Annotated in this window: 22 protein-coding genes, 1 pseudogene and 2 riboswitches; of the genes and pseudogenes, 7 read left to right on the top strand and 16 right to left on the bottom strand. The window is 64.4% G+C overall.

Features of this window, described 5'->3' with window-relative positions; all coding sequences use genetic code 11:
* Positions 1 to 29: 29 nt before the first annotated feature.
* From PSV26_RS14130 to PSV26_RS14115, 4 genes are all read right to left on the bottom strand, one after another.
* The gene (locus PSV26_RS14130) at positions 30 to 1,514 is read right to left on the bottom strand and encodes a phospholipase D-like domain-containing protein (RefSeq protein ID WP_300571582.1); all 1,485 of its coding nucleotides are present in this window, start codon (positions 1,512 to 1,514) and stop codon (positions 30 to 32) included.
* A gap of 280 nt (positions 1,515 to 1,794) precedes the next feature.
* Positions 1,795 to 2,118 (bottom strand): high-potential iron-sulfur protein, encoded by a 324-nt coding sequence (locus PSV26_RS14125; RefSeq protein ID WP_300516347.1) that lies wholly within the window; start codon positions 2,116 to 2,118, stop codon positions 1,795 to 1,797.
* Positions 2,119 to 2,283: 165 nt separating this feature from the next.
* The gene (locus PSV26_RS14120) at positions 2,284 to 3,105 is read right to left on the bottom strand and encodes an alpha/beta hydrolase (protein ID WP_300571581.1); all 822 of its coding nucleotides are present in this window, start codon (positions 3,103 to 3,105) and stop codon (positions 2,284 to 2,286) included.
* Positions 3,106 to 3,107: 2 nt separating this feature from the next.
* Positions 3,108 to 4,409, bottom strand: a complete 1,302-nt coding sequence (locus PSV26_RS14115) for an O-acetylhomoserine aminocarboxypropyltransferase (RefSeq protein ID WP_300571579.1) — start codon at positions 4,407 to 4,409, stop codon at positions 3,108 to 3,110.
* Between the two features lie 169 nt (positions 4,410 to 4,578).
* Between PSV26_RS14115 and PSV26_RS14110 the strand changes: the two genes are divergently transcribed.
* The gene (locus tag PSV26_RS14110; RefSeq protein WP_300571578.1) at positions 4,579 to 5,043 is read left to right on the top strand and encodes a CBS domain-containing protein; all 465 of its coding nucleotides are present in this window, start codon (positions 4,579 to 4,581) and stop codon (positions 5,041 to 5,043) included.
* 163 nt (positions 5,044 to 5,206) lie between these two features.
* Here the strand turns inward: PSV26_RS14110 and PSV26_RS14105 are convergent.
* Positions 5,207 to 5,406 (bottom strand): annotated as a pseudogene (locus PSV26_RS14105) (polyhydroxyalkanoate depolymerase); the annotation flags it as partial.
* Positions 5,407 to 5,562: 156 nt separating this feature from the next.
* Between PSV26_RS14105 and PSV26_RS14100 the strand changes: the two are divergent.
* From PSV26_RS14100 to PSV26_RS14090, 3 genes are all read left to right on the top strand, one after another.
* Entirely contained in the window at positions 5,563 to 7,260 is a 1,698-nt protein-coding gene (locus PSV26_RS14100; RefSeq protein ID WP_300571576.1) for an ATP-binding protein, read from the top strand.
* A gap of 67 nt (positions 7,261 to 7,327) precedes the next feature.
* Positions 7,328 to 8,422 (top strand): chorismate synthase, encoded by a 1,095-nt coding sequence (gene aroC / locus PSV26_RS14095; RefSeq protein ID WP_300571574.1) that lies wholly within the window; start codon positions 7,328 to 7,330, stop codon positions 8,420 to 8,422.
* A 13-nt stretch (positions 8,423 to 8,435) separates the two neighbouring features.
* Positions 8,436 to 9,641, top strand: a complete 1,206-nt coding sequence (locus tag PSV26_RS14090) for an MFS transporter (RefSeq protein ID WP_300571572.1) — start codon at positions 8,436 to 8,438, stop codon at positions 9,639 to 9,641.
* A 92-nt stretch (positions 9,642 to 9,733) separates the two neighbouring features.
* Here PSV26_RS14090 and PSV26_RS14085 read toward each other — a convergent pair whose 3' ends face one another.
* Positions 9,734 to 10,615, bottom strand: coding sequence for a DMT family transporter (locus tag PSV26_RS14085; RefSeq protein WP_300571570.1), 882 nt, complete (start codon positions 10,613 to 10,615; stop codon positions 9,734 to 9,736).
* 653 nt (positions 10,616 to 11,268) lie between these two features.
* Here PSV26_RS14085 and arfB point away from each other — a divergent pair.
* Positions 11,269 to 11,673, top strand: a complete 405-nt coding sequence (gene arfB / locus PSV26_RS14080; protein ID WP_300571569.1) for an alternative ribosome rescue aminoacyl-tRNA hydrolase ArfB — start codon at positions 11,269 to 11,271, stop codon at positions 11,671 to 11,673.
* 109 nt (positions 11,674 to 11,782) lie between these two features.
* Here arfB and PSV26_RS14075 read toward each other — a convergent pair whose 3' ends face one another.
* Both PSV26_RS14075 and PSV26_RS14070 read right to left on the bottom strand, forming a co-directional pair.
* Entirely contained in the window at positions 11,783 to 12,364 is a 582-nt protein-coding gene (locus PSV26_RS14075) for a hypothetical protein (RefSeq protein WP_300571567.1), read from the bottom strand.
* A 292-nt stretch (positions 12,365 to 12,656) separates the two neighbouring features.
* On the bottom strand, positions 12,657 to 13,064 hold the full coding sequence (locus PSV26_RS14070) for a phage holin family protein (RefSeq protein WP_300519616.1): 408 nt from the start codon (positions 13,062 to 13,064) through the stop codon (positions 12,657 to 12,659).
* Positions 13,065 to 13,373: 309 nt separating this feature from the next.
* Between PSV26_RS14070 and PSV26_RS14065 the strand changes: the two genes are divergently transcribed.
* The gene (locus PSV26_RS14065; protein ID WP_300518579.1) at positions 13,374 to 14,006 is read left to right on the top strand and encodes a VOC family protein; all 633 of its coding nucleotides are present in this window, start codon (positions 13,374 to 13,376) and stop codon (positions 14,004 to 14,006) included.
* Positions 14,007 to 14,281: 275 nt separating this feature from the next.
* On the opposite strand, the gene gcvP is transcribed toward PSV26_RS14065, so the two are convergent.
* From gcvP to PSV26_RS14025, 8 genes are all read right to left on the bottom strand, one after another.
* Positions 14,282 to 17,176, bottom strand: coding sequence for an aminomethyl-transferring glycine dehydrogenase (gene gcvP, locus PSV26_RS14060; protein WP_300571566.1), 2,895 nt, complete (start codon positions 17,174 to 17,176; stop codon positions 14,282 to 14,284).
* Between the two features lie 102 nt (positions 17,177 to 17,278).
* Positions 17,279 to 17,647: a glycine cleavage system protein GcvH gene (gene gcvH, locus PSV26_RS14055; protein ID WP_300571564.1), complete on the bottom strand. Its 369-nt coding sequence runs from the start codon at positions 17,645 to 17,647 to the stop codon at positions 17,279 to 17,281.
* A 25-nt stretch (positions 17,648 to 17,672) separates the two neighbouring features.
* On the bottom strand, positions 17,673 to 18,821 hold the full coding sequence (gene gcvT / locus PSV26_RS14050) for a glycine cleavage system aminomethyltransferase GcvT (RefSeq protein ID WP_300571562.1): 1,149 nt from the start codon (positions 18,819 to 18,821) through the stop codon (positions 17,673 to 17,675).
* A 38-nt stretch (positions 18,822 to 18,859) separates the two neighbouring features.
* Positions 18,860 to 18,961, bottom strand: a riboswitch (glycine riboswitch).
* Positions 18,962 to 18,984: 23 nt separating this feature from the next.
* Positions 18,985 to 19,087, bottom strand: a riboswitch (glycine riboswitch).
* A gap of 169 nt (positions 19,088 to 19,256) precedes the next feature.
* Positions 19,257 to 20,534 carry a TRAP transporter large permease gene (locus tag PSV26_RS14045; RefSeq protein ID WP_300518590.1) on the bottom strand — a complete coding sequence of 426 codons (1,278 nt, stop codon included), beginning with the start codon at positions 20,532 to 20,534 and terminating at the stop codon, positions 19,257 to 19,259.
* 52 nt (positions 20,535 to 20,586) lie between these two features.
* Positions 20,587 to 21,081, bottom strand: coding sequence for a TRAP transporter small permease (locus PSV26_RS14040; RefSeq protein ID WP_300518592.1), 495 nt, complete (start codon positions 21,079 to 21,081; stop codon positions 20,587 to 20,589).
* Positions 21,082 to 21,168: 87 nt separating this feature from the next.
* Positions 21,169 to 22,137 (bottom strand): TRAP transporter substrate-binding protein, encoded by a 969-nt coding sequence (locus tag PSV26_RS14035; RefSeq protein WP_300571768.1) that lies wholly within the window; start codon positions 22,135 to 22,137, stop codon positions 21,169 to 21,171.
* A 117-nt stretch (positions 22,138 to 22,254) separates the two neighbouring features.
* A complete protein-coding gene (gene denD / locus PSV26_RS14030) occupies positions 22,255 to 23,262 on the bottom strand; it encodes a D-erythronate dehydrogenase (RefSeq protein WP_300571560.1) in 1,008 nt (335 codons plus the stop codon).
* Positions 23,263 to 23,361: 99 nt separating this feature from the next.
* A complete protein-coding gene (locus PSV26_RS14025; RefSeq protein WP_300518600.1) occupies positions 23,362 to 25,047 on the bottom strand; it encodes an electron transfer flavoprotein-ubiquinone oxidoreductase in 1,686 nt (561 codons plus the stop codon).
* Positions 25,048 to 25,186: 139 nt separating this feature from the next.
* On the opposite strand from PSV26_RS14025, the gene PSV26_RS14020 reads away from it, so the two are divergent.
* On the top strand, positions 25,187 to 25,969 hold the full coding sequence (locus PSV26_RS14020) for an SDR family oxidoreductase (protein ID WP_300518603.1): 783 nt from the start codon (positions 25,187 to 25,189) through the stop codon (positions 25,967 to 25,969).
* Positions 25,970 to 26,025 lie beyond the last annotated feature (56 nt).

The following is a 26,025-nucleotide window of genomic DNA, read 5'->3' as shown; positions in this document are numbered from 1 at the left end:
TTTTGCACGCAGCGGCCGGGTTACCCGGTTCAGAGGTAAGGCGACAGCAGGCCCGTCAGCCGGTCGCGCAGCTGGCCGGCCAGCGGCTGACGGTCCAGCAGCGCCACATCAAGAGCACGGGCCTGCGCCAGACGCTGCTGCACCAGCACGTCCAGCTGCTTCACCAGCCCGGCGTCGTGGCATTCCAGGTTGTATTCGAAGTTCAGCCGCAGGCTGCGCGCGTCCCAGTTGGTCGAACCGATCAGCGACCAGTCATCGTCCACCAGAAACAGCTTGGAATGGTCAAACGGCGGCGGCGACAGGTGAACGCGGCAACCCGCATGCAGCAGGCCGCCCAGCTGTGGCCGCATGGCCCAGTCCATCAGCGGCAGATTGCTGCGCGCCGGCAGCAGGATGTCCACCGCCACACCGCGCAGCGCGGTGATCTGCAGCGTCGTCAGCAGGACTTCGTCAGGCAGGAAATAAGGCGTCAGGATGCACACGCGTCGCTGCGCGCTGGCCAGTGCGCCCAGCAGCACCAGCCGCATGTGGTCGATGTCGCCATCGGGGCCGTCGGACACGCCGCGCGCCAGCACCGGCCCGCAGGCCTGGCCTGCGGCAAACCAGGTGTCGCCGAGCAGGGCCTCGCCGGTGCTGAAGGCCCAGTCGATGGCAAAGGCGCGCTGCATGTCGGCCACCACCGGCCCCTGCACCGCGAAGTGCAGGCAGCGCACGGGATGGGCCGGGTGCAGGGCCAGCTGGTGTCCGGCGCGGATGTTCATGCCGCCGGTGAAGCCCAGCGCACCGTCGACCACCATGATCTTGCGGTGGTTGCGCAAATTGGCATAGGCCAGCAGACCGGGAAAACGTGGCGGCAAAAAGGCCGCGGCCGTGACGCCGCGTGCGCGCAGATGCGCCACCATGCGGGTGCGGCTGTAGCGCCCGCCCACGGCATCGACCAGCACGCGCACCGCCACGCCGCGCTCGCTGGCCTGCAGCAGGGCATCGGCAAAGGCGCTGCCGATCTCGTCGAGGTCGAAGATATAGGTGGCCAGTGTGATCGACCGGCGGGCGCCGGCGATGGCTGCCAGCATCGCGGGGTAGGCCTGGTCGCCGTCAATCAGCGGCGTCACGGCGTTGCCGGCCAGCAGGGCGTTGCCGGTGGTCTGCCGGGACAGGCGGTTGATGCCGGCCAGCGCCGGGGCGCAAGGCGCATCGGGCCCGGCGGCCGCGCCGATGGCAGGCGCACCGCCGTGTGCGCGCTGGTGTTCGCGTTGCCAGGCCTCTTTCATGCCCAGCGCCACGCCGGCGCGCTGGATGCGGTTGACGCCGAGCACCAGGTAAAGCAGTGGCCCCACAACCGGTGCCAGCCAGGCCAGCCCGATCCAGGCGACGGTGGTCGATACATGGCGCCGGGTCAGCAACGCGTGCAGGGTCACTCCCAGCGCCAGCGCCAGATGCAGCAAGGTGGCGAGCACGGGCACCAGGTTCAGGCCCTCTCGCAGGACGTCCGGCAGCCAGCTCGGCAGGTTCATGCGCAGCCCGCCAAGGCTGGTGGCCGGATGGGGCAGGCCGTGGCACCGGGTCCCTGCAGGCCACGCTGGTGCGGGGTGTGAGGAAACGGGGAGGTGTACTCGGTCATGCCCCCATGGTAGCGGGCTGTTTAGACCGCGGCAGGGCGTGGTTTTTGCTGGATCGCGAGAGGGTCAGCGCTTGCCTGCCACTGCGCCGCCTGAAGCCCCGGCAGTTGGTGCAGGGCGCACCTGGCCCGAAGCCCGCGCGCCTGACGGCACAGCGCAGGCGCCCGGACGGCTATCAGGCTTTTTTCGCCCAGGCGCTGCACCAGCCCTTGGCCGCGACCCGCTTGCCGGCGAACAGGGGGCAGGGGGCCGCCGCGTCAGCTGCCTTGCCCTGGTAGAGCGCGCAGTTGGCGCAGTTCTGGCCGGCGGCGTACTTCGGGTATTTTTTGGTGTCGGTCTTGCTGCCGTCGGCCTTGTAACCCAGGGCGACAGCGTTGGCGTCGGTGTCCTGGACCATGGGCGCGGCCGCCGTCTGGGACAGCGCCAGGCTGCTGGCCGCCAGCGCTCCGCTGGCGGTGAGGGCGTGAATGACAAAAGTGCGGCGTGAGGTGGAGGTCATGGCAATCGTGGATGTAGTGGGTTGTGCGTGATGGCACAGCCACTGTACCGGCCGGTTCCGGCTGGAACTTGACGGTCATCAACAGTTGAGCGCATTCATCGGACATCCCCCCGACGCCGGTGCGGCCACGAGAGGTGGCGCCGCAACCGCGTCTTGCCGCCGGGCTCACCTGGTTTTCAGAAAGTCCCGCATCGCAAACAAAGTTTCTTCCGGCGCCTCGGTCATCTGGTGGTGGCCGACCGGCAGGCTGGCGACCTGCACGGTTTTGCCACTGGCCCGCGCCTTCTCAACCAGGGGCTGAGCGGCTCTGGCCTGGGTCATCTGGTCCTGCGTACCGAGCAGGAACAGCACCGGACAGGTGATCTGCGTGATGGACTTGTCGCCGTTGGCATAACTGTCGCAAGCCTTGAAGCCGCGGTGAAAGACATTGACCTGGGTGTTGCTCGCCAGCACACGCCGCCCCAGCGCCATGCTGGCGCCGTAGACCCAGGTGCCCGGGCCCAGCGCTGACGGCGGCGCGGCCAGGGTGCTGCGCGAAAAAACATTGATCATGGTGAGCGCCTTCATCGGCTCGTTCAGGGCGGCCTCCAGCAGGGCCGGGGACACCTTCATCGGGTAGGCAATACCGACCAGCACCAGGTGGCTCACCCGCTCTTTGAGCCGGGAGGCGGCCTCCAGCGCAATCAGCGAACCCCAGCTGTGGCCGATCAGGGCGGCCCGCTGCACGCCGGCCGCGGCCAGCAGGGCAGCCACGAAGTCGGCGGCTTCTTCCACCGTCGAGGGTGCGTCACCCGCGCTTTTGCAGTGGCCCGGAAGATCCACTGCCAGCACGTTCCAGCCATGGTGGGCCAGGTAGCGGCTTTGCAAAATCCAGACACTGTGGTCGTTGAGCACGCCGTGGATGAAAACCACCGTGGGTTTGGCGGCATCGAAGGGCTTGCCGCCGGTATAGCAGTAGGTGCTGTGGCCGTTGACGTCGAGGTACATGTTCAGGTCCCGGTTTTCTCGGCCGCCTTCAGCGCGCGCTTGAGGTCATCAATCAAATCGTCCGGATCTTCCAGGCCGATCGAGAGTCGGATGGTGCCCTGCGTGATGCCGGCGCCCGCCAGCGCCTCGTCGGTCATGCGGAAATGGGTGGTGCTGGCCGGGTGAATCACCAGGCTGCGGCAGTCGCCGACATTGGCCAGGTGGCTGAACACCTTGAGGGTTTCGATGAAGGCCTTGCCCTGCTCCCGGTTGCCCCGGATGTCGAAGCTGAACACCGAGCCGGCGCCGCGTGGCAACAGCTTTTTGGCCAGCGCGTGGCTGGGGTGGGTCTCCAGCATCGGGTGGCCGACGCGTGAAACGAGCGGGTGGCTGGCGAGAAAGGTCACGACCTTCTCGGTGTTGGACATGTGCCGCGCCATGCGCAACGGCAGGGTTTCGATGCCCTGCAAAATCAGCCACGCGGTGTGCGGGCTCATGCAGGCGCCGAAGTCGCGCAGGCCTTCGCGGCGCGCGCGCAGCAAAAAGGCGCCGACCGTGCTTTCCTCGCTGAACACCATGTTGTGAAAACCGTCGTAGGCTTCGGTCAGTTCGGCGAATTTGCCGGACTTTTCCCAGTCGAAGCTGCCGCCGTCCACGACGATGCCGCCAATCACCGTACCGTGACCGCTCAGGAACTTGGTGGCCGAGTGGTAGACCAGGTCGGCCCCGTGCTCGAAAGGCTTGACCAGCCAGGGTGAGGTCAGCGTCGAGTCCACCAGCAGCGGCACGCCGGCTTCGTGTGCGATGGCTGACACGGTGGGCATGTCCAGCACGTCCAGCCCGGGGTTGCCGACGGTTTCACCAAAGAAGAGTTTCGTGTTGGGGCGCACTGCGGCGTGCCAGCCGTCGATATCGCCGGGCTTGACAAACGTCGTTTCAATGCCGAAGCGCCGCATGGTGTAGTGCAGCAGGTTCTGGCTGCCGCCGTAAAGCGCGGTCGAGGCGACGATGTGCGAGCCCGCGCCCATCAGGGTGGCAATGCTCAGGTGCAGCGCCGCCTGGCCGCTGGCGGTGCTGATGGCGCCTATGCCGCCTTCGAGGGCGGCCACGCGTTGCTCCAGCACCGCGTTGGTCGGGTTGCTGATGCGCGAATAGACGTGGCCGGCACGCTCCAGGTTGAACAGGCTGGCGGCGTGGTCGCTGGATTCGAAGACAAACGAGGTGGTCAGGTGAATCGGCACGGCGCGCGCGCCGGTGGCCGGGTCGGGCGCGGCGCCGGCATGCAGGGCCAGCGTGTCAAAGCCCGGGTCAGAGTAGCCAGACATGGTGTCTCCAGAAAAAAGCGGAAGGATCGGTGAAAAACAGCAGCCAGCCTGAAACAACTTGAGGTGGCTTGCGAACAGATTGTGGGCTATATTTGAACTGAATTTTCCGCCGGCCCGCACCGGGGAAGAACCTGCAGACTGCCGAGACAAATTCCTGAAGGAGTGCCCCATGAGAGTCCTTGATATCCTGCGCGTCAAAGGCAACACGCTTTATACCGTCCAGCCCGATGAGCCGCTGTCCAAGGCGACCCAGATCATGGCGGAAAAAGACATCGGCTCGCTGGTCGTCATGGAGCACGGCGACCTGGTCGGCATGCTGACCTTCCGGGAGGTGATTCTGTGCATTGTCAAAAACGGCGGTGAGATCGGCAACACGCTGGTACGCACGGCCATGGATGATGCGCCGCTGACCTGCACACCGGACACCGAGATCGACGAAGTCCGGCGCATGATGCTGGGCCGCCACGCGCGCTACATGCCGGTGCTCAACAAGAAGGTCCTCGAAGGCGTGATCTCGTTTTACGACGTGGCCAAGGCGGTGGTCGATGGCCAGAACTTCGAGAACAAGATGCTCAAGGCCTACATTCGCGATTGGCCGGCCGAGGAAGAGCCGAACCAGGCACCCCTTCTCTGACGCGGGCCGGGAAGGGCCTCGACGGGTGGATCTGACCCCCGCTTCCCGCGGCAGGCCAGCGGTGAAAGCCTCCAACCGGCCACCGGTGCACTGCCTTTTGCTGCAAATGCTATAGCTGCTACCGCCCACCCGTAAAGGGCTGGAGGCAGATTTTGCTTCAAATTCATCCCGTGCCTGCATGAATCATCTCCCGCACCCGCGGATGAATCTGCGTAGTCCACTGGCGGCCACTGAACACGCCGTGGTACCCCACACCCGTCTTGGGCGGATGCGGCGGCACAGGTCCTGCGCCACCACCGTCTGGCCGACGGAGCCGGTGTCCTTGCGCTCGCCCTCAACGGTCGTCCATAAGGTGCGGCGGACCATGTTGGCTTTGCGCACGTTGCCGTCGACCAGGGGCAGGGGCATGCCCGGCGGACTGAAAAGGCCGGGCGCTTCGCACAGGAACCGCTTACCCAGTACTATCCATTCCATAAATAGGTGGAGCTATTTGGCTGACACTGGAAGGGAAGAAAAAACATGGCTACTGTGCAATCCGGTGGTGCCTCGCCCCGACATATCCTGATCGTGGAAAACATCACGGCGCAGGCCTTGATGCTGCAACATATCCTCGAAGAAGAGGGTTACCAGGTCAGCACTGCCGACAACGGCGTGGCCGCGCTGGAAATGACGAGGGCGATTCGCCCCGCGCTCATCATCAGCGGGGTGGCCATTCCCGAAATGAGCGGTTATGAGCTGTGCCGGCAGATCAAGGCCGGGCCCGGGCTCTCCCCGGTCCCGGTGATTCTCGTCACCAGCCTGTCCGACCCCAACGAGGTCTTGCTTGGCCTGCAGTGTGGTGCCGACAGCTTCGTCATCAAGCCCTACGAGCGAAGCCACATGCTGGCGCGGGTGGAGCACGCCCTGAGCAACCGCGACGTCGCGCATATGACGGAAGACGGACCGCCGGCCGAGATTTTTTTCCACGGCGAGCGGCACCAGATCACTGCCAGCCGCACCCAGATACTGAACCTGCTGATGTCCACCTACGACGCGGCCATGCAGCGCAACAACGAGCTTCACGAAAGCCGCCAGCAGTTGCGCGAACGCACGGCGGAGGTGCTGGAAGCCAACCGTTTTCTCGACTCGATGATTGAGCACATCCCGACGCCGGTGTTCATCAAGGATGCCGCCCAGCTTCGTTATGTGCGTGTCAACTCCGCGGAGGAGCAACTGACGGGCATCGCGCGCGAGGACATGGTGGGGAAATCCGTCCACGATCTTTTCAGCCAGGAAGAAGCCGACCGGTTCACCGCCCAGGATCAGCGGGTGCTGGCCAGCGGCCTCATCGAGGAGATTCCGGAAGACCGGTTTTTCTCGCAAAGCAAAGGCTTGCGCCTGCTGCACACACGCAAGGTGCCGGTTTTTGGCGAAGCCGTCGAGCCCACCCATGTGCTGGGCATCTCCGAGGACATCACCGAGAAGAAGGAGCTGGAAAAGGTGATTGCCGACCTTCATTCCGCCCTGAAGCTGCGTGCCGACGAGCTGGAGGCCACCAACAAGAGCCTGGAGAGTTTCACCTCGGCAGCCTCGCATGACCTGCGTTCCCCGCTGAGCATCATTGGCGGTTATGCGGGGCTGCTGGTGAAAAATTACGCCGACCGCCTGGACGAAAAAGGCCTGCACTATCTGTCCGTCATCGGCTCCCGGGTCAAAAGCATGGCCAGGCTGATCGACGACCTGCTGTCATTTTCCCGGCTCAGCCTGCAGGAGGTCCAGAAAACCGACGTTGACATGAACGCCCTGGCTGCGCAGGTGGTCGCCGACCTGCCGGTCGGCGGCCCGGGCGCCCCCCAACCTGTCATCCAGCTCGGTTTGCTGCCGCCGGCGCCTGCCGACCCGGGCTTGCTTCGACAGGTGTGGGTGAACCTTCTGTCCAACGCGGTGAAGTACAGCAGCCTGACCGCCAATCCGCAGATCGAGGTCAGTGGACGCGTCGAGGGCGCGGAAGCCGTCTACACCGTGCGTGACAACGGCGCCGGGTTCGACATGGCGCACTACGACAAACTCTTCGAAGTGTTCGAGCGGCTGCACACCGACCAGGAGTTCGAGGGCACCGGCGTCGGTCTGGCGTCCGTGCGCCGTGTGGTCACGCGCCACGGCGGAAGGGTGTGGGCGGAAGGCAAGGTGGACCAGGGGGCGGTGTTTCATTTTGCGTTGCCGGTACAGGGCGGCTGAAAGCCGGGTGTGATACGGCAGTCGGTGACCGAGGTCGGCACCAGGCCCATCTGGGATAATCCCCCGCATGAGCGGCAACACCTTCGGCACCCTATTCGCAGTCACCAACTTCGGTGAATCCCACGGCCCGGCCATTGGCTGTGTGATTGACGGCTGCCCGCCCGGTATGGCCCTGAGCGAGGTCGACATCCAGGGCGACCTGGACCGGCGCCGGCCCGGCACCAGCAAGTATGTGACGCAGCGCAACGAGCCGGACGCGGTGGAAATCCTTTCCGGCGTCTACGAAGGCAAAACCACCGGCACGCCGATCTGCCTCTTGATCAAAAACACCGACCAGCGCAGCAAGGACTACGGCAACATCCTGGACACCTTCCGCCCCGGCCATGCGGACTACAGCTACCTGCAGAAGTACGGCATCCGCGACCCGCGCGGTGGTGGCAGGGCCTCGGCCCGGTTGACCGCGCCCATGGTGGCGGCCGGTGCGGTGGCCAAAAAGTGGCTGCTGGAGAAATACGGCACCACCTTTCGCGGCTGCATGACGCAGATTGGCGACATCGCCATTCCCTTCGAATCCTGGGAGCACGTGCCGAACAACCCGTTTTTTGCCCCGGTGGCTGACGTTTCAACCCTGGAAGCCTACATGGACCAGCTGCGCAAGGCTGGCGACTCCTGTGGCGCGCGCATTCGTATCACCGCCACGGGCATGCCGGTGGGCCTGGGCGAGCCGTTGTTCGACAAGCTCGACGCCGACATCGCTTTTGCCATGATGGGCATCAACGCGGTCAAGGGTGTGGAAATCGGCGCCGGGTTTGCCAGCGTCACACAGCGCGGCAGCACACACGGTGACTCGCTCTCGCCCGCGGGCTTCAAGTCCAACAACGCCGGTGGTGTGCTGGGCGGCATCAGCACCGGGCAGGACCTGGAGGTGTCGATGGCGATCAAGCCGACCAGCTCCATCCTCACGCCGCGCGAGTCGGTGGACATGGCCGGCCAGCCGACCTCGGTCAGCACCAAGGGCCGGCACGACCCGTGTGTGGGCATACGCGCCACGCCGATTGCCGAGGCCATGCTGGCGCTGGTGGTGATGGAGCATGCCCTGCGCCAGCGCGCGCAATGCGGCGACGTGGTGCCGCCCATGCAGGCGATCAAGGGCTCCGTGTGAACAGGTCCTGACCATGCCTGAAGCTGCGGCCAGGCGCCGCCAGCTGGTGCCGTTTGCGGCGCTGTCGGCCAGTTATTTTGCGCACATCGGGTTTTTCAATCCCTACCTGCCGCTGTGGCTCAAGGACCTGGGCTTCAGCATCCTGGCGATCAGCCTGCTGACCTCGGTGCAGGCCGCCACGCGCCTGTTTGCCCCCTACGGCTGGGGTGCGCTGAGCGACCACACCGGCGAGCGCGTCAAGCTGCTGCGTTACGGCGCCACTGTGGCGCTGATCTCCTCCCTCGGCCTGTGGCTGGACTTTGAATCCAGCTACGGCGTCTGGTGGCTCACGGCGGTGCTGCTGGTGATGTTCACGCACACCAGTTCCATGATGCCCATGAGTGAAGCCGCCATGGCGCACCTGATCAGCCAGGGCGGTGCCTTTGACGCGCGGCGTTACGGCCGCGTTCGCCTGTGGGGTTCGCTGGGTTTTCTGTTCACGGTGTTTGCCGCGGGCAGCTGGTTCGAGATCTTCGGCATGAAACACTTCCCGGCCTGGACCTTTCTGTCGCTGCTGGCCGTGACGGTCAGTGTCTGGTTGCTGCCGGACCTGAAGGAGGCGGTCAGTCCCCACGACCTGAAGTTGCCGGTGTTGCCGATTCTTCGCCAGCGCGCCGTGCTGTGGTTTTTTGCATCGGCGTTTTTTCATGTGCTGGCGCACATCAGCATCTACGTGTTTTTCTCGCTCTACCTCGACGCCAATGGCTACAGCAAAACCATGATCGGCGTGTTGTGGGCGTTTTCGGTGGTGGTAGAAATCGGCTGGTTCTACACCCAGGGCCGCTGGCTGCCACGGCTGAGCCTGACCGCCTGGCTGATGGTGTGTTCGGCCGCCATGGCGCTGCGCATGGGCATCACCGCCGTCTGGCCCGGCGTGCTGCTGCTCATGCTGGTGGCGCAGGCGCTGCATGCGCTGACGTTTGCGACGCACCACACGGTCTGCATCGCGCTGCTGTCGCACCATTTCCCCGGACGGCTGCGTGGCCGCGGGCAGGCGCTCTACGTGGTGGTGGCTTACGGCCTGCCGGGTGTGCTGGGTGGACTGGTCGGCGGATTGCTGAGTTCGGCGTTCGGGCTGGTCAGCGTGTACTGGGCCTGCCTGGCCGCCAGCCTGGTTGCGACGGCCTGTGCCTACCGGGCCTGGCGCGTGCAGCGCAGCCTGGGCGCTGCCGCACCCTGACAAGCGGCAGGTCTACAAGCGTTTCAGGCCTCTAGCCCTTGTCCCGCGGGCGCAAGCAGCTATCAATACTGTAGCGTACGGCGCTGAGCCGTTTAGCGTTCCGGCGGGGCGCGGAAGGGGTTGAAGCCGGTGATCAGCGCGGTGGCGGCCAGCACCAGCACGCAGCCCGGCGCCATGCCCCAGGTGACCGGCTCGCCGAGAAACAGGCCGCCCCAGGCCACGCCGAACAGCGGAATCATGAACGCTGCCGAGGTGGCGGCGCTGGCCGTGATCTCACGCATCAGGCGCATGCTGATCCAGTACATCAGGCCCGAGGTGAAGATGCCCAGCACCGCCACCGCGATCAGTGCGCCACTGGTGTAGTGGGCCGAGGGCAGGGCCACACCGGAGGGCAGCAGCAGGAACAGCGCGGCCGCCACATGCACCACGGCCGAGGCCGGCAGCGGGTCGTGCGCCATGGTCGCGCGTTTCATCAGGATGGCGCCAAAGCCATAAGCGGCGGCAGCGGCGGTGCAGGCCAGCGCGGCCAGCACGACGCGCGGCGTCACCGCCACCGGCCCCAGCTGCACCAGCAGGGCGACACCGGCAAAACCCACGGCACAACCGAGCAGCCGGCGCGACGAAAGCCGCTCCTCGCGCGCCAGCGCGGCGCCCAGCACGCCGAACAGCGGCGCCGTGGCGTTGAGCACGGCCGAATACCCGGCCGGGATCACCAGCGCGGCCCAGTTGAACAGCACAAAAGGCGCGACCACGGTCAGCACACTGAGCAGCGCCAGGCGCGGCCAGGCGGCACGCGGCGGCCAGTGCTCGCGCAGCGCGCGCATCAGCAGCGTCAGCACCAGCGCAGCCAGCATGCAGCGCACCCCGGCCAGCAGCCAGGGACCGAACGCCGGGCTGGCAATGCGAAGCAGGGGAAAGGAGCCACCCCAGAGGGCGGACAGGGCGATAAGCTGGAGGAAGTGTCGGGTGTGCATGAAAGGCCGGTCGGATCAGGGATTGTCCGGGATTCCGGCGCGGTGTGCAGGGAACACGGCGCGCGCTGGTTGAGGCCTTTGGCCGTGTTGTCTTTGTGGTGCTTCGGGCAAGCCGGGACTCGCCCCGGCGGGCGAGGCACTTTGTCTTTGCTTCGCCAAAGAAAAGTACCCAAAAGAAAGGCGACCCGATGGTCTGGGTCCCTCCGCTTCGCTGCGGGCAACCTGTGGTGCTCGGCAAAAGCGGGGTCTGGCTAAACTCGCCTGCGGCTCAAACAACGCCAGCCCTGATCCGCTTTTGCCTGCGCTCCTCGGCCCAGCCCGACGGGTGGGGGAACAAATGCGGGTTCGAGATCGGGTGCGGGGAGACATGACGCGCAAGGCGCGTCATGTCGGAGTCAAGCGGCCCTCATGTTTGCACGCGAGCGCAACAAACGCGGCCAGATGAAGCTCCCCGCCATCGCCCAGCGGGGCGAGGGAGGGGCGGGGGGAGGGAGTGGGGAGTCGCATCTACTGTCCAGCGCGGACCGCAGGCGCAGCGTGATGCCGGTGATCCCCGGTGAGGGGGGAGAGCCGGCCTGGTAGCGTTCAATAGAAGGCACGAGGAGGCCACCAACTTGCTTCCTCCAACAGCAGCGTCTCTTCTAGAATGCCGCATGCCCCTGGAAGTCAACGAAGCCGAAGTCGAGATCAGCGCCATCCGCGCGCAGGGCGCCGGCGGGCAGAACGTCAACAAGGTGTCCAGCGCGGTGCACCTGCGCTTTGACATCATGGCCTCTTCGCTGCCCGAGGGCGTGAAGGAGCGGCTGCTTTGCCTGCGCGACAGCCGCATCACGCAGGAAGGCGTGCTGGTGCTCAAGGCCCAGCAACACCGCAGCCAGGAGATGAACCGCGCCGACGCGCTGGCCCGGCTCAACGAAATCGTGAACAGCGTCGCCACCCCGCCGCGCGTGCGCCGTGCCACCAAGCCGACCTATGGCTCGAAGCAGCGACGCCTGGCGGGGAAAAGTCAGCGTTCGGAAATCAAGGCGTCACGCGGCAAGGGTGGGGTCAGCGAGTAGTTGGCTGGAAAAATGAAACCTTTTTGGCCTCTGGCCCTTGTGTCACGGGCGCAAGCAGCTATTGAATCGATAGCGGTTCCAACGGGCAGCCTGGGCGAAAAAGAGGCCGTCAGTTGTCCAGCACAGACGGCACGGATCGCGTCACAAAGTCCAGGTGTTCAGTCCACCCCTTCAGGCAAACCTTCCACTGACCCGGTTGGCAATCGGCCTCGTACCTGCGCAGCAGCGCGAAGACACTTTCCTTCGGGATGCCGGCTGCGGCGTAGGCCAAAAAATCGGTGTCGGAGTCGCCATAGGCAAACCTGAGCTGCCAGCCATGGGCCATGAAGTCTTTCAACATGCGCGTCTTGTAGACATCGGGGCGGCTGCGATCTTCATCCGTTTGTGCCACATGGAGGCTGCCGGCAGGAAAACCGTTGTCTTTCAGCCAGCCAGGAATGTTGGCCGAAAACCAGCTGGCCCGGGTGCTGAGGTAGATGACGTTGTAGCCCTTGTCGGCGAACATACGCACAGCCTTGGCCGCATCCTCGCGCGCTTCAAAAATGGTCGACACGGCGGGTGTGAGCGTTCCGTCGATGTCGAACACCACGGCCTGCGCCTGCCTGGGCGGCGCATCCGCCACCGCGGCAGGAGGAAGTTGCGCGCAACTGCTACACAACACGGCGAGCGAAAGAATGATCAGGTGGCGCATGGAAGCTCCTTTGCAGGGACCCGTCCCTTCTATTGCGCAATTCTGATCGCGTGCCGACCGGAACGCATCCTCCAAATGAAGGAGCAAAGCGGTGAAAAGCCAGTAACGGTCAACCTCCGAAAATTTCAGAAAAAAACGACCTGGAGCCCGTAGTCAAGGGGCGCTAGCAACTCGCTGTCAGGGGCTGTTGGCGGGCCGGGTGTGCTGCTGAAAAGATAGCTGCTTGGGCCCGCCTTGTAGGGGCTGGGGGGGAGTTTGGCGTGTTATTTTGTTGAACCGGTGCCTGCCGGACTCAGAGCCACACGCCGTTGCGGGGCATCTGCATGGGGACGGCATCGGGCCCGCTGCCCACCAGCACGAAGGCGCCTATCACCCAGCTCAGCACGGCGATGAAGATGCTGGCAAAAAAAGCCGTCCAGAAACCGGAGACCTTGAAGCCGCGCACCAGCGCGGAGACCAGCAGAATCATCAGGGCATTGATGACCAGCAGAAACAGGCCAAAGGTCACCAGGGTCAGCGGCAGGGTCAGCACAATCAGCAGCGGCTTGACAATCGCATTTGCAAAACCGAGCAGCAGGGCCGAGATGACCAGCGACGAGGTATCGGCAAAGCTGATGCCCCGAAAGACGCGACTGGCCAGCCAGAGCGACAGCGCGGTGATGGCCCAGTGCAGAAGGAAAAGAATCAGGTGGTCGAACATGGCGGGTGCTTGGGTGGGCGCAGGGCGCGGGTCTTTGGGCGGGCGGACGGCAGGATGCATTATCCAGGTTGGGGGGAGGGCGGAAAAACTCACAGCCCCATCCGATGGGGGGTGTTCAAACCACATCGGGCGATGCAGAATCGCCTCCGGGGGGAATCCAGCCACCGCTCGCGGACTGCGAGCGTTTGCCGCTATCTTTAATGTAGCGACTCATTCAAGCGGAAAAATGGTTCATGACAGGTTTTGCAGAGGAGGTCCGCGAGTTATTGCGCGACCATTTGTGGTCTAACTGACGTCAACCTCACCGACATGCCCACTTGCCTTGACCACATCACCGTCGTTGCACCGTCACTCGACGCCGGCTCACGCTTCGTCCACCAGGCCCTTGGTATCGAACCGTTCCCCGGCAGAAAACACCCCGACATGGGTACGCACAACCGCCTGCTCGCGCTGGGGGAGCGGGTTTACCTGGAAGTCATCGCGCCGGACCCCGACGCACCGCCGGTCGCCAGACCCAGGTGGTTTGGTCTGGACCAGGTTTCCCGCTCCGGCATTCCCCGCCTTGCCGCCTGGGTGGCAGGCACAGACAACATCGAAAGCGCGGTGATCCCCGAGATGGGGACTGTGGAGACGATGAGCCGTGCGGGGTTTACCTGGCAGATGACTCTCACTGCCGACGGCAGCGTTCCATTTCAGGGGGCGGTTCCTGCACTGATTCAGCGCTCATCTCACGACCATCCGGCCAGCAGGCTGGCCGATGTCGGCCTGCGTTTGCGCCGTTTGCGCATTCATCATCCCGAGCCGGCACAAGTCTTGGCGGCGTTCGCCAGGATGGGTCTGGCGCCTTGGCCTGAAGTAGCGGTCTTTTACGCCAACGCCTGCTCACTGGTGGCCGAGATAGAAACGCCCGCCGGACCCAGGGAGCTTGGGCTTCTGCAGTGATGACAAGGGGGCAGTGAGGCCTGACCCCTTGCTGAGGGGCCTCCCCTCAAACACAGGAAACCGCCCGGTAGATTGGCTGTCCAGGAACCGGCTGTGGTGCAGGTGCGGCGGCGCGGCCTCGATCGCCAGCAAGGGTGCACAGGCGCTAGCGCGATGGCCTGCCAACTCCCGGGTTACAAGGGAAATCGGCCTCCCGCCCATCTGAGACGGGCGGAGACAGCTATGGAATCAATAGTAAAAAGTCCCCGGGCTGCTTGTGCCCGGGACGCTTGGCTTCACGCGTAATCGGCCACCGGCACGCAGCTGCAGAACAGGTTGCGGTCGCCATAGACGTTGTCGACGCGGCCCACCGGCGGCCAGTACTTGACCTGCTTGAGCGTGGCCAGCGGGAAGGCGCCGGTTTCGCGCGAATATGGCCGGTCCCAGTCCGCGCCCAGCAGGCTGGCGGCGGTGTGGGGCGCGTGTTTGAGCGGGTTGTTGTCCTGCGGCCAGGTGCCGTTTTCAACATTGCGGATCTCTTCGCGGATGGCAACCATCGCGTTGATGAAACGGTCCAGCTCGGCCAGGGTTTCGCTTTCGGTGGGTTCGACCATCAGCGTGCCGGGCACGGGGAAGCTCAGGGTGGGCGCGTGGAAGCCGTAGTCCATCAGGCGTTTGGCCACGTCTTCGGCGCTGACGCCGCTGGTTTCCTTCAGCGGGCGCAGGTCCAGGATGCACTCGTGCGCGACATGACCGTTCTCGCTGGCGTACAGCGTCGGGTAGTGGTCCTTCAGCCGAGCGCTGATGTAGTTGGCGCTGAGGATGGCTACTTCAGTCGCCTGCTGCAGGCCTTCGGGGCCCATCATGCGGCAGTACATCCAGCTGATCGGCAACACGGCCGCATTGCCCAGCGGTGCGGCCGAGATGGCGCCCACGCCGTTGACCGGCAGGCCTGCCGTCGCATGGCCGGGCAGGTAAGGCACAAGATCGGCCACGACGCAGACCGGGCCGACGCCGGGGCCGCCGCCGCCGTGCGGAATGCAGAAGGTCTTGTGCAGGTTCAGGTGGCTCACGTCGCCGCCGAACTCGCCCGGGGCGGCCACGCCGACGAGTGCATTCATGTTGGCGCCGTCCACGTAAACACGCCCACCGTGGCTGTGCACCAGCGCGCAGAGTTCTTTCACCTGCGTCTCGAACACGCCGTGGGTGCTCGGGTAGGTGATCATCATGCAGGCCAGGTTCGCGCTGTGCTGCTCGCACTTGGCCTCCAGGTCGGCCATGTCGACGTTGCCCTGCGCATCGCAGGCTGTCACCACCACCGTCATGCCGGCCATCTGCGCGCTGGCCGGGTTGGTGCCGTGGGCCGACGAGGGAATCAGGCAGATGTTGCGGTGGCCCTGGCCGTTCGCGTCCAGCCAGGCCTTGATGACCAGCAGGCCGGCGTATTCGCCCTGCGAGCCGGCATTGGGCTGCAGGCTGATGCCGGCGTAACCCGTGGCCTGGCACAGCCAGTCGCGCAGCTGCTGGTCGAGCTCGGCGTAACCCTGCAACTGGTCCTGCGGCGCAAACGGGTGGATGTTGGCAAACTCGGGCCAGGTGACGGGAATCATCTCGCTGGTTGCGTTGAGTTTCATGGTGCAACTGCCCAGCGGGATCATGGTGCGGTCCAGCGCCAGGTCCTTGTCGCTGAGCATGCGGATGTAGCGCAGCATGCCGGTCTCGGAGTGGTGCGTGTTGAACACCGGGTGCGTCAGGAAGTCGCTGGTGCGGCGCAGCGCTTCGGGGATCAGCGGCTCGATGCCTTTTTCAAAGTCGCTCAGGCGAGGCATGGGCTGGCCGGGCTTGACGAAGAAAGCCCAGAGCATCTCCAGGTCTTCCCGCGTGGTGGTTTCGTCGAGCGACACGCCCAGGTGGTTGTTCAAGCGAAAACGCAGGTTAGCCCCCGACTGGCGGGCGCGTTCAGCTATTGAATTGGTAGCATCACCGGTCTTGATGGTGACCGAGTCGAAAGCGCTGCTGTTGGCGATCTCGTAACCCATCTGCTGCATGCCGCGCACAAATATCGCGGTGTAGGTCGCCACGCGCTGAGCGATGCGCTTGAGGCCCTGCGGGCCATGGTAGACCGCGTACATGCTGGCCAGCACGGCCGGCAGCACCTGCGCGGTGCAGATGTTGGAGGTGGCTTTCTCGCGGCGGATGTGCTGCTCGCGGGTCTGCAGCGCCAGCCGGTAGGTCGGGTTGCCGTGCACGTCGATGCTGACGCCGACCAGCCGGCCCGGCATGGAGCGCTTGAACTCATCGCGGCAGGCGAGGTAGGCCGCGTGCGGCCCGCCGTTGCCCATGGCCACGCCGAAGCGTTGGGTGTTGCCCAGCACAATGTCGGCGTCCCATTCGCCGGGCGGCGCCAGCAGGGTCAGCGCCAGCAGGTCGGCGGCCACACACAGGGCGGCGCCGTCCACATGCGCCTGGCCAGCCAGTGGCCGCAGGTCATGGATGCTGCCGGTCGTGGCCGGGTACTGCGCCAGCACGCCGAAGTAGTTGCCCTCGGCCATCAGCTGCGGCACGGTCGCGGCGGCGGTGCTGACCTTGACCTCGATGCCCAGTGGTTTGGCGCGCGTCTGGATCACCTCGATGGTCTGCGGGTGGCAGTCGCCGGCCACGATGAAGACATTGCTTTTGCTCTTGACGCTGCGTTTGGCCAGCGTCATGGCTTCGGCGGCGGCGGTGGCCTCGTCCAGCATGGAGGCGTTGGCCATCGGCATGCCGGTCAGGTCGCAGACCATGGTCTGGAAGTTGATGAGGGCTTCCATGCGGCCCTGCGAAATTTCAGCCTGGTAGGGGGTGTAGGCGGTGTACCACGCGGGGTTTTCAAGGATGTTGCGCAGGATCACGCCGGGTGTGTGCGTGCCGTAATACCCCTGGCCGATGAAACTTTTGAACACCTTGTTCTTCGCCGCCATGGCCTTGAGCTCGGCCAGTGCCGCCGCTTCGGTGACGGGTGCCGGGATCGCCATCGCCTGGCTACGGGCAATGCTGCGCGGCACGATGCCGTCGATCAGCGCCCGTCGCGACGCGGAACCCACGACGCTGAGCATGTGGGTTTCGTCGGTCTCATCAATGCCGATGTGGCGGGCAATGAACTCGGAAGTATTTTCAAGCTCGCGCAGCGGCTTGGCGGTGGGCATCAGCATGGCAGTTTCCAGGATTCGTTCGCCCTGAGCTTGTCGAAGGGTCGGTGAACGAGAGGCAAGACTTCGACAGGCTCAGTCCGGACGGTGGGGCGGTAGGGCTATTTATGCAGTTGCGGAGAAAGCGGTGTAACTGGTCTCGTCCATCAGCGCGTCGAGTTGGCCCTTGTCGGCCAGCTTGACCTTGAAGAACCAGCCGGCGCCCAAGGGGTCGGTGTTGGCCAGCGAAGGGTCGTCGCGCAGGGCTTCGTTGACTTCGGTGACCTCGCCGCTGATGGGCATGTAGACGTCGGCCGCGGCCTTGACCGACTCGACGACACCCGCGACTTCTTTTTGCGCCAGCGTGCTGCCAACGGAAGGCAGGTCGACAAACACCACGTCGCCGAGTGCGTCCTGCGCGTGGTGGGTGATGCCGACGGTGGCGATGTCGCCGTCAACGTTGATCCATTCGTGGTCTTCGGTGTACTTGATCATGGGGTTCTCCAGAATAATAAAAACTTCAACCGCGGAAATAGTGATTCGGAACAAAAGGCATGGCGCTGACTTCCATGGGCACGGGTTTGCCGCGCACGATGGCGTTCACGCGTGTACCCATTGCCGAGAATTCGGGCTTCACGTAGCCCATGGCCACGGGTTTGTCGATGCTGGGCCCCAGCAGGCCGCTGGTGACCTCGCCAATCGGCGTGCCGTCCAGGCTTTGCAGGGCTGTGTGGTCACGCACGGGAATGCGCTCCAGCGCCACCAGGCCCACACGCTTGCGGGTCAAGGTGGCGGGGTCGGCCAGCTGCGCCAGCACCTTGTCCGCACCCGGAAAGCCGCCGGCGCGCACGCCGCCGGTGCGGCGCACTTTCTGGATCGCCCAGTTCAGGCTGGCTTCGACCGGTGTGGTGGTGGTGTCGATGTCGTTGCCGTAGAGGCACAGGCCGGCTTCGAGCCGCAGCGAATTGCGCGCGCCCAGGCCGACGGGTTTGACTTCGGGCTGGGCCAGCAGGGCGCGGGCCAGCGTGTCGGCCTGTGCGGCGGGTACGGAGATCTCGAAACCGTCTTCGCCGGTGTAGCCGCTGCGGGTCAGAAAGCAGTCGCAGCCGGCCACGCTGAAACGCCCGCCGGTCATGAACACCAGTTTTTCCACGCCGGGCGCCAGGCGCGAGAGCGCGGTGACGGCTTGCGGGCCCTGCAGTGCCAGCAGCGCCATCTCGGGCATGGGGATGACCTCGCAGCGTGTGCCGATTTTCTGCTGGATATGCGCGATGTCGCCGATCTTGCAGGCACCGTTGACGATGACGAAGATTTCGCCGCCGTTGAGGTAGTCGCGGTTGAAGAACATCAGGTCGTCGATGATGCCGCCGTCCTCATTGAGCAGCAGGCCGTAGCGCTGCTTGCCGGCGGGCAGGTCGATCACATCGACCGGAATCAGCGTCTCCAGCGCGGCGGCAGCGTCAAGACCGACGAGGCGCAGCTGGCCCATGTGCGAGACATCGAAAAGCCCGGCGGCCTGGCGGGTGTGGTGGTGCTCGGCCATCAGACCGGCGGGGTACTGCACCGGCATGGCATACCCGGCAAACGGCACCATGCGCGCCCCGAGTTCGAGGTGTAGCGCATGCAGCGGTGTTTTCAACAGGACGGGGTCGGTGGCGGACACGGGCATTCTCCGGGGCAAACATACAACATGGCGATAAGCCATGGGCTGCCCCTGCTGTCCGCTTTACCTGAGAGATTCGCCTGGCGATGCAGGTTTGCTCCTTCGGTGGACCACCTCGAAAGTGGCCTCTCTCCAGTAGGGAACGCCGCCCGGGAGATGGTCGCCCGGGTGGCGGTTGCCAGTCCTTTTGCCTGAGCGTTAAGCACACCATTGGGGGGGTACATGCGCCTTCGGCGGTTTTCACGGGGAAAACTCTCTCCTGACCGCGCAAGTGTAGCCCAAGGCCGGGATCGGCCCGCAGGCGCAGCGGCCCCGAGGGGCTGGAGCCTGCGGCTCCAATCCTGCTTGAGCAGGTTTGGACAGGCGACAGAGGCGAAGCGTCTCGCGAGCCGCGGCCTGCAAGGCCTCGGGAGCTACACGCAGTGAGTGACCGTGGGGGCTCTATTTGCTATAGACCAGATCCCGCAAGGTCAGCGAGATGGCCGGGAAATAGGTGATCACCATGAGGCAGGCCAGAATCACCAGCACGAAGGGGAGCAGGTGGGGGATGATGCGGTCCAGCGATATTTTGGCGACGGTACAGGCGGCGAACAGGTTCACGCCGAACGGCGGAGTGATCATGCCCAGCGCCAGGTTGACGACCATGACCAGGCCAAAATGCACCGGGTCGATGCCGAAGTGCATGGCCACGGGAGCCAGGATGGGCGCCAGCACGATGATGGCGGCACTGGTTTCGATGAACATGCCGATGAAGAAGAGTGCGGCATTGACCCCGAGCAGAAAGAGGGTCGGCGACTGCAGCACGGCCTCCAGCCAGCGGCCGATCGCATCGGGCACGCCGGCGCGTGTGATCAGGAAGGCAAACAGCCCGGCGTTGGCGATGATGAACATGATGACGGCACTGGAGATCACCGACTTGCGAAGCACCAGCACCAGCGTCGGCAGCTTGATTTCGCGGTAGATCACCACGCCGACGATCAGCGCGTAGAACACGGCCACGGCCGCCGCCTCGGTCGGCGTGAAGATGCCGCCGTAGATGCCGCCGAGGATGATCACCGGCATCAGCAAGGCCCAGCCGGCCTGCCAGGTGGCTTTGAAAAAACCGAGGCGCCCGTCGCCGTCGTTCTTGCCCCAGCCCTTGATCTTGCAATACACATAGACAAAAGCCATCAGCGCCAGGCTGATCAGGATGCCCGGGCCGACGCCGGCAATGAACAGCTCGCCGATCGAGACCTCGGCGCTGACACCGTACAGGATCAGCGGAATCGAGGGCGGAATGATCACGCCCAGTTCGGCGCTGGTGGCCTGCAGGGCCGCGGCGTAGCTGGTGGGGTAGCCATGTTTGATCAGGGCGGGAATCAGGATCGCGCCCACCGCAAAGGTGGTGGCCACCGACGAGCCGGAAACGGCAGCAAAAATCATGCAGGTCAGCACGCAGGTCATGGGCAGGCCGCCCTGCACGCCGCCGACAATGCTTTTCGCAAACTCGACCAGGCGGCGCGAAATGCCGCCGGTCTCCATCAGGTTGCCGGCCAGGATGAAAAACGGAATGGCCGCCAGCGGAAACTTGTTGATGGCGTTGAACATCTCCTTGACGGAGATCAGCATGTGGGCATTGGTTGCCTGGATGCCGAAGATGGAAGCCAGGCCGATGGACACGGCAACGGAGATCGTCAGTGCGAAACACACGATCATGGTGGTCAGCATGACGGCGGTCATTGGGCGAGCTCCAGGAAAAAGTTGATGCTGTCAGTGTTGTTGAAGATGCCGTTCATGTCGCCGTCTCCAGTTCCTCGCGCTGCGGATCGAGCAGGTTGCCGATGATGCCGATCACGCAGAACATGCCGCCTATCGGCATGGCCACATAACCCCAGAACATGGAGATGGACTCCAGGCCCGCCATGGACTGCACCCGGCCGCGCACGGCGTAGTCCCAGCCCCACCAGATGATGACGCCGATCAGTGCCAGGGCGGCCAGGCAGACCACCCAGTCGAGGACGCGTTTGACCTTGATCGGGCTCCAGCGGTACAGCACATCGACACTCACCATGGCGCCCTGGCGGAAAGCGGCCGGGATGCCCATGAAGACCATCCAGATCAGCGACAGGCGGATCAGGATCTCGCTCCACTCGGCAGGTTGCTCGAGTACAAAACGCGTCACGATCTGGAACATGCCCAGCGCGGAGGCGATGACGAGCATGAGGCAGGCCACCAGCGTGGCGAAGCCGGTGGTCCAGCGTTCGAGTCTGAGAAAGGTGTTTTTCATGGAAATCCCGGTTCTACAAGGAAAACGCCCGCCAGCCTAATGGCTGCGGGCGTGTTCAGCTACAAAAAGTGTAGCGAACGGGGTGGCTTACTTGACGCTGCGGATTTTTTCGATGTTGGCTTTGCCGAACTGCTTCTCAAATTCGGCATTCACCGGGGCCAGCGCCGCGACGAACTTGGCCTTGTCGACGTTGTCGATCACGGTCATGCCCTTGGCACGCAGGTCGGCCACACCCTTGGCATCGTCTTCGTCCACACGGGCGCGGTTGGCCTTGGTGCCTTCGGTGGCCGCTTCGAGGAAGGCCTTCTTGTCGGCAGCGCTGAGTTTGTCGAACGCGCCCTTGTTCATCACCCAGATGCAGGGCGAATAGACGTGGCCGGTCAGCGTCAGGTGTTTCTGGACCTGGTCGAACTTGGCAGAAATGATGACCGACAGCGGGTTTTCCTGGCCGTCAACCGTGCCCTGCTGCAGGGCGGTAAACACCTCGGGGAAAGCCATCGGGGTGGTGATGATGCCGAAGCCCTTGTAGGCGGCAATGTGCACCGGATTTTCCATGGTGCGCATTTTCAGGCCCTTCAGGTCCTCGGGCGCCTTCACGTCGCGCTTGCTGTTGGTCATGTGGCGGAAACCGTTCTCAGCCCAGCCCAGTGCCTTGAAACCCTTGGCATCGAATTTGCCCAGCAATTCCTGGCCAATCGGGCCATCCAGCACCGCGCGTGCATGGGCCTTGTCACGGAACAGGAAGGGCACGTCGAGAATCTTGGTTTCCGGCACGAAGTTGGGGACCGGGCCGGTGGAGGAGAAGGCCAGTTCCTGGGTGCCCAGCTGCACGGCTTCGATGGATTCACGCTCGCCGCCCAGTGCGCCGTTGTAGAAGGTCTGGACCTTGTAACGACCGCCGGTGCGTTTTTCCACTTCCTTGGCGAAGGTGTCAATGGCCACGCCCTGGTGGGAGTTCTGCGACGTCGAGATGCTGATCTTCATGGTCGTTTGCGCCGCGGCGCCGGCCACCAGGCCAAGCCCGAGCGTCATGCCCAGGGCAAGTCGGGTCAGCATAGGTTTGAAAAAAGTCATGGAATGTCTCCTCGGGGTGAAAAAGGGGTGGAGGGAAAAGTTGTCATACAACTTGGGATTTTCACCTGCTGGCGGACCGCGCCGCCTAGGGGTTTTCGCTTAAGAACGCGTCGGGGTCACTTCCAAGTATTCCGCGATGATGGCATCGAAGTTGTCGTCGGGCAGCAAGCCCAGTCGGCGTGCGCGCGCCGCGTCGATGTGGGCCGGCCAGTTGGTCACGATGTTGGCAATCGCGGCATCCGGCGTCCAGTCGATCAGCGCGGCCACCTCCCTGCCTGCCATACGCTCCAGTGCCGCCGCCATGTCGCCGGGTGTTGTCTTGAGTGCGGGCAGGTTGATGGCCGTGCGCGCGCCCCAATCGGCGTCACTGGCTTCGACGGCCCGGATCAGGCCGCGGATGGTGCGGCTGGGCGAGGACAGCGCCACGGGGGTGTCGGGAGCGACCGGGCACACGGCGCGCACGCCGGCCAGCGGCTCGCGGATCATGCCGCTCAGGAAGCTGGAGGCCGCGCCGTTGGGCTTGCCGGGACGCACACTGACGGTCATCAGGCGCACATTGCGCCCGCGGATGAACCCCTTGCGCGCATAGTCGGCCACCAGTTGCTCGCCAATGAATTTCTGGATGCCGTAGCTGTTTTGCGGCGTCGGCAGGGTGGTGTCTTCAATCACCGCGGGCAAGGGCTGCTGCGGTGAATTGCCGAACACGGCCAGTGAGCTGGCAAATACCAGCGTCGGTGAGCTTCCCAGGCGGCGGCAGGCCTCCAGCAGGGCACGGGTTGCGTCGAGGTTGCTGCGCATGCCGAGGTCGAAATCAGCCTCGCATTCGCCGCTGACCGCAGCGGCAAGGTGAAAAACCACCGCCGTGTCCCGGGCAACCACGGGGCCGGCGTCCGGGGCGGCTTCGAGCAGGGCGTTCAGGTCCCCCTCGATGGCGCGCACCCGGTGGTCGGCCATCAGCTCGGCCGGTGGTGCTGCCCGGTCCACCAGGGTGACGCGGGTGATGGCTTGTGCAGGACTGCCGGCCAGCGACAGCGTGCCTTGTTGGAGCAGTTCGCGGGCCAGGCGAAGGCCCAGAAAACCGGCGCCGCCGGTAATGACAATGTTCATGGGATCGGGGGTCTCTGGAGGTTGATCGGAAATTGTGCAGGGCTGGCGCCGTCCCGGCGGTTTGCGCTTTTGGGGCGGTGGGCCCGCCTTGTAGAGCCTTTACATGCCGCTGTAGTTGGGACCGCCGCCGCCTTCTGGCGTGACCCAGACGATGTTTTGCGTCGGGTCCTTGATGTCGCAGGTCTTGCAGTGCACGCAGTTCTGCGCGTTGATCTGCAGGCGGTCGCTGTTGTCGGGGTTCTTGACGTACTCGTAAACGCCGGCCGGGCAGTAGCGCGATTCAGGTCCGGCGTAGATGGCCAGGTTGATGTTGACCGGCACGCTGGCGTCCTTGAGGGTCAGGTGCGCCGGTTGCTGCTCTTCATGGTTGGTGTTGGACACAAACACCGAGCTGAGGCGGTCAAAGGTGATCTTGTTGTCGGGCTTGGGGTAAACAATCTGCGGGCATTCGGCCGCCGGTTTGAGCATCGCATGGTCGGCCGTCTTGCGGCGAATCGTCCACGGCGGGTTGCGGATGCCCAGCTTGGGCAGCAGCCACTGCTCGATACCGGTCATGAAGGCGCCGACGTACACCCCTTTCTTGAACCACTGCTTGAAATTGCGCGACTGGTTCAGTTCGGCATGCAGCCAGCTTTTTGCAAAGGCTTGCGGGTAGGCGCTCAGTTCGTCATGCTGGCGCCCGGCGGTGACTGCCTCGTAGGCGGCTTCGGCCGCGAGCATGCCGGTCTTGATGGCGGCATGGCTGCCCTTGATGCGTGCGGCATTGAGGTAGCCCGCTTCACAGCCGATCAGCGCGCCGCCAGGGAACACGGTTTTGGGCAGGCTCACCAGCCCGCCGGCCGTGATGGCACGCGCGCCATAGCTGATGCGTTTGCCGCCCTCGAGGTAAGCCTTGATGCTTGGGTGGGTCTTCCAGCGCTGCATTTCCTCGAAGGGGCTGAGCCAGGGGTTGCTGTAGTCCAGGCCGACCACCAGGCCCAGCGTGACCTTGTTGTCTTCCAGGTGGTACATGAAGCCGCCGCCGTAGGTCTGGCTGTCCATGGGCCAGCCGGCGGTGTGCACGACCAGGCCGGGCTTGTGTTTGGCCGGATCGATTTCCCAGAGTTCCTTCACGCCCAGCGCATAGGCCTGCGGGTCCTTGCCCTCATTGAGTTTGAACTGCGCCATGAGCTGGCGGCCCAGGTGGCCGCGCGCGCCTTCGGCAAAGATGGTGTACTTGCCGTGCAGTTCCATGCCGAGCTGGAAATGGTCGCTGGGCTGGCCGTCCTTGCCCACGCCCAGGTTGCCGGTGGCCACGCCCTTGACCGATCCGTTGTCGTTGTAAAGCACCTCGGCCGCTGCGAAGCCGGGGAAAATTTCAACGCCCAGGTTCTCCGCCTGCTGCGCCAGCCAGCGCACCACATTGCCGAGGCTGACCACGTAGTTGCCTTCGTTGTGGAAACACTCGGGCACAAAAAAGGCCGGAGTTTTGGTCGCCCCTGTTTCGCTGAGGAACAGCACTTCGTCGCTGGTCACGGGCTGGTTGAGGGGGGCTCCGAGTTGTTTCCAGTCCGGAATCAGTTCGGTGAGCGCCTTGGGGTCCATCACGGCGCCGGAGAGAATGTGCGCGCCGGGCTCCGAGCCTTTTTCAAGCACCACGACAGAAAGCTCCGTGCCTTTTTCTGCGGCCAGCTGCTTCAGGCGAATGGCCGTGGCCAGACCACCGGGGCCGCCCCCAACCACGACGACGTCGTATTCCATCGCTTCACGGGGGCCGAACTGGGCCAGGATCTCTTGGTTATTCATGGTGGACTCGCTGATAATCAATTTCAGGAACGGTTGTCCGTCAGGGAACGGCCGCAGCGCAGCAGCTGATTTTATGTCGTGAATCCACCGATGCGAGCGCTCGTTCGCATCGGTCCACTTTTATCGGGAGGACTCTCTAATGGCTTACAGCCTGGATCTTTCAGGGCGTGTCGCGCTCGTGACCGGCGCCTCCGGCGGTCTGGGTGCGCAGTTCGCCAGGACCCTGAGCCGTGCGGGCGCAGCGGTGGTGCTGGCCAGTCGCAGGATGGACAAGCTCAAGGATCTGCGCGCGCAGATCGAGGCCGAGGGCGGCGATGCGCATGTGGTCCTGCTGGATGTGACGGACCATGCCAGCATCAAGTCGGCGGTGGCGCACGCCGAGACCGAGGTCGGCCCCATCGACATCCTTGTCAACAACTCCGGCGTGAGCACCACGCAGCGCCTGCAGGACGTGGGTGAGGACGACTACGACTTCATTTTTGGCACCAACGTCAAGGGCGCTTTTTTTGTGGCCCAGGAAGTCGGCAAGCGCATGCTGGCACGGTCGCGCGGCGCGGCGCCGGGCACTTTTTCCGGCGGGCGCATCATCAACATTGCTTCCATGGCCGGCCTGCGCGTGTTGCCCCAGATAGGCGTGTATTGCATGAGCAAGGCGGCGGTGGTGCAGATGACCAAGGCCATGGCGCTGGAGTGGGGCAGGTTCGGCATCAATGTCAACGCCATCTGCCCGGGCTATATCGACACCGAGATCAACCACCACCATTGGGAAACCGAGCAGGGCAAGAAGCTGGTGCAGATGCTGCCGCGCAAGCGCATCGGCAAGCCGGAGGATCTGGATGCATTGCTGGTGATGCTGGCCAGTGGGCAGAGTCACTTCATCAACGGCGCTGTCATTGCGGCGGACGACGGCTTCGGGGCCTGAGGCCTGCGCCGCCGGGTACCTGTTCATCAACCCTCTTTCTTTTGTTCTTTCTCACC

This window comes from Polaromonas sp., assembly GCF_029945685.1.
GTDB lineage: Bacteria > Pseudomonadota > Gammaproteobacteria > Burkholderiales > Burkholderiaceae_C > Polaromonas.
This window is presented reverse-complemented; position numbering and strand designations above follow the sequence as displayed.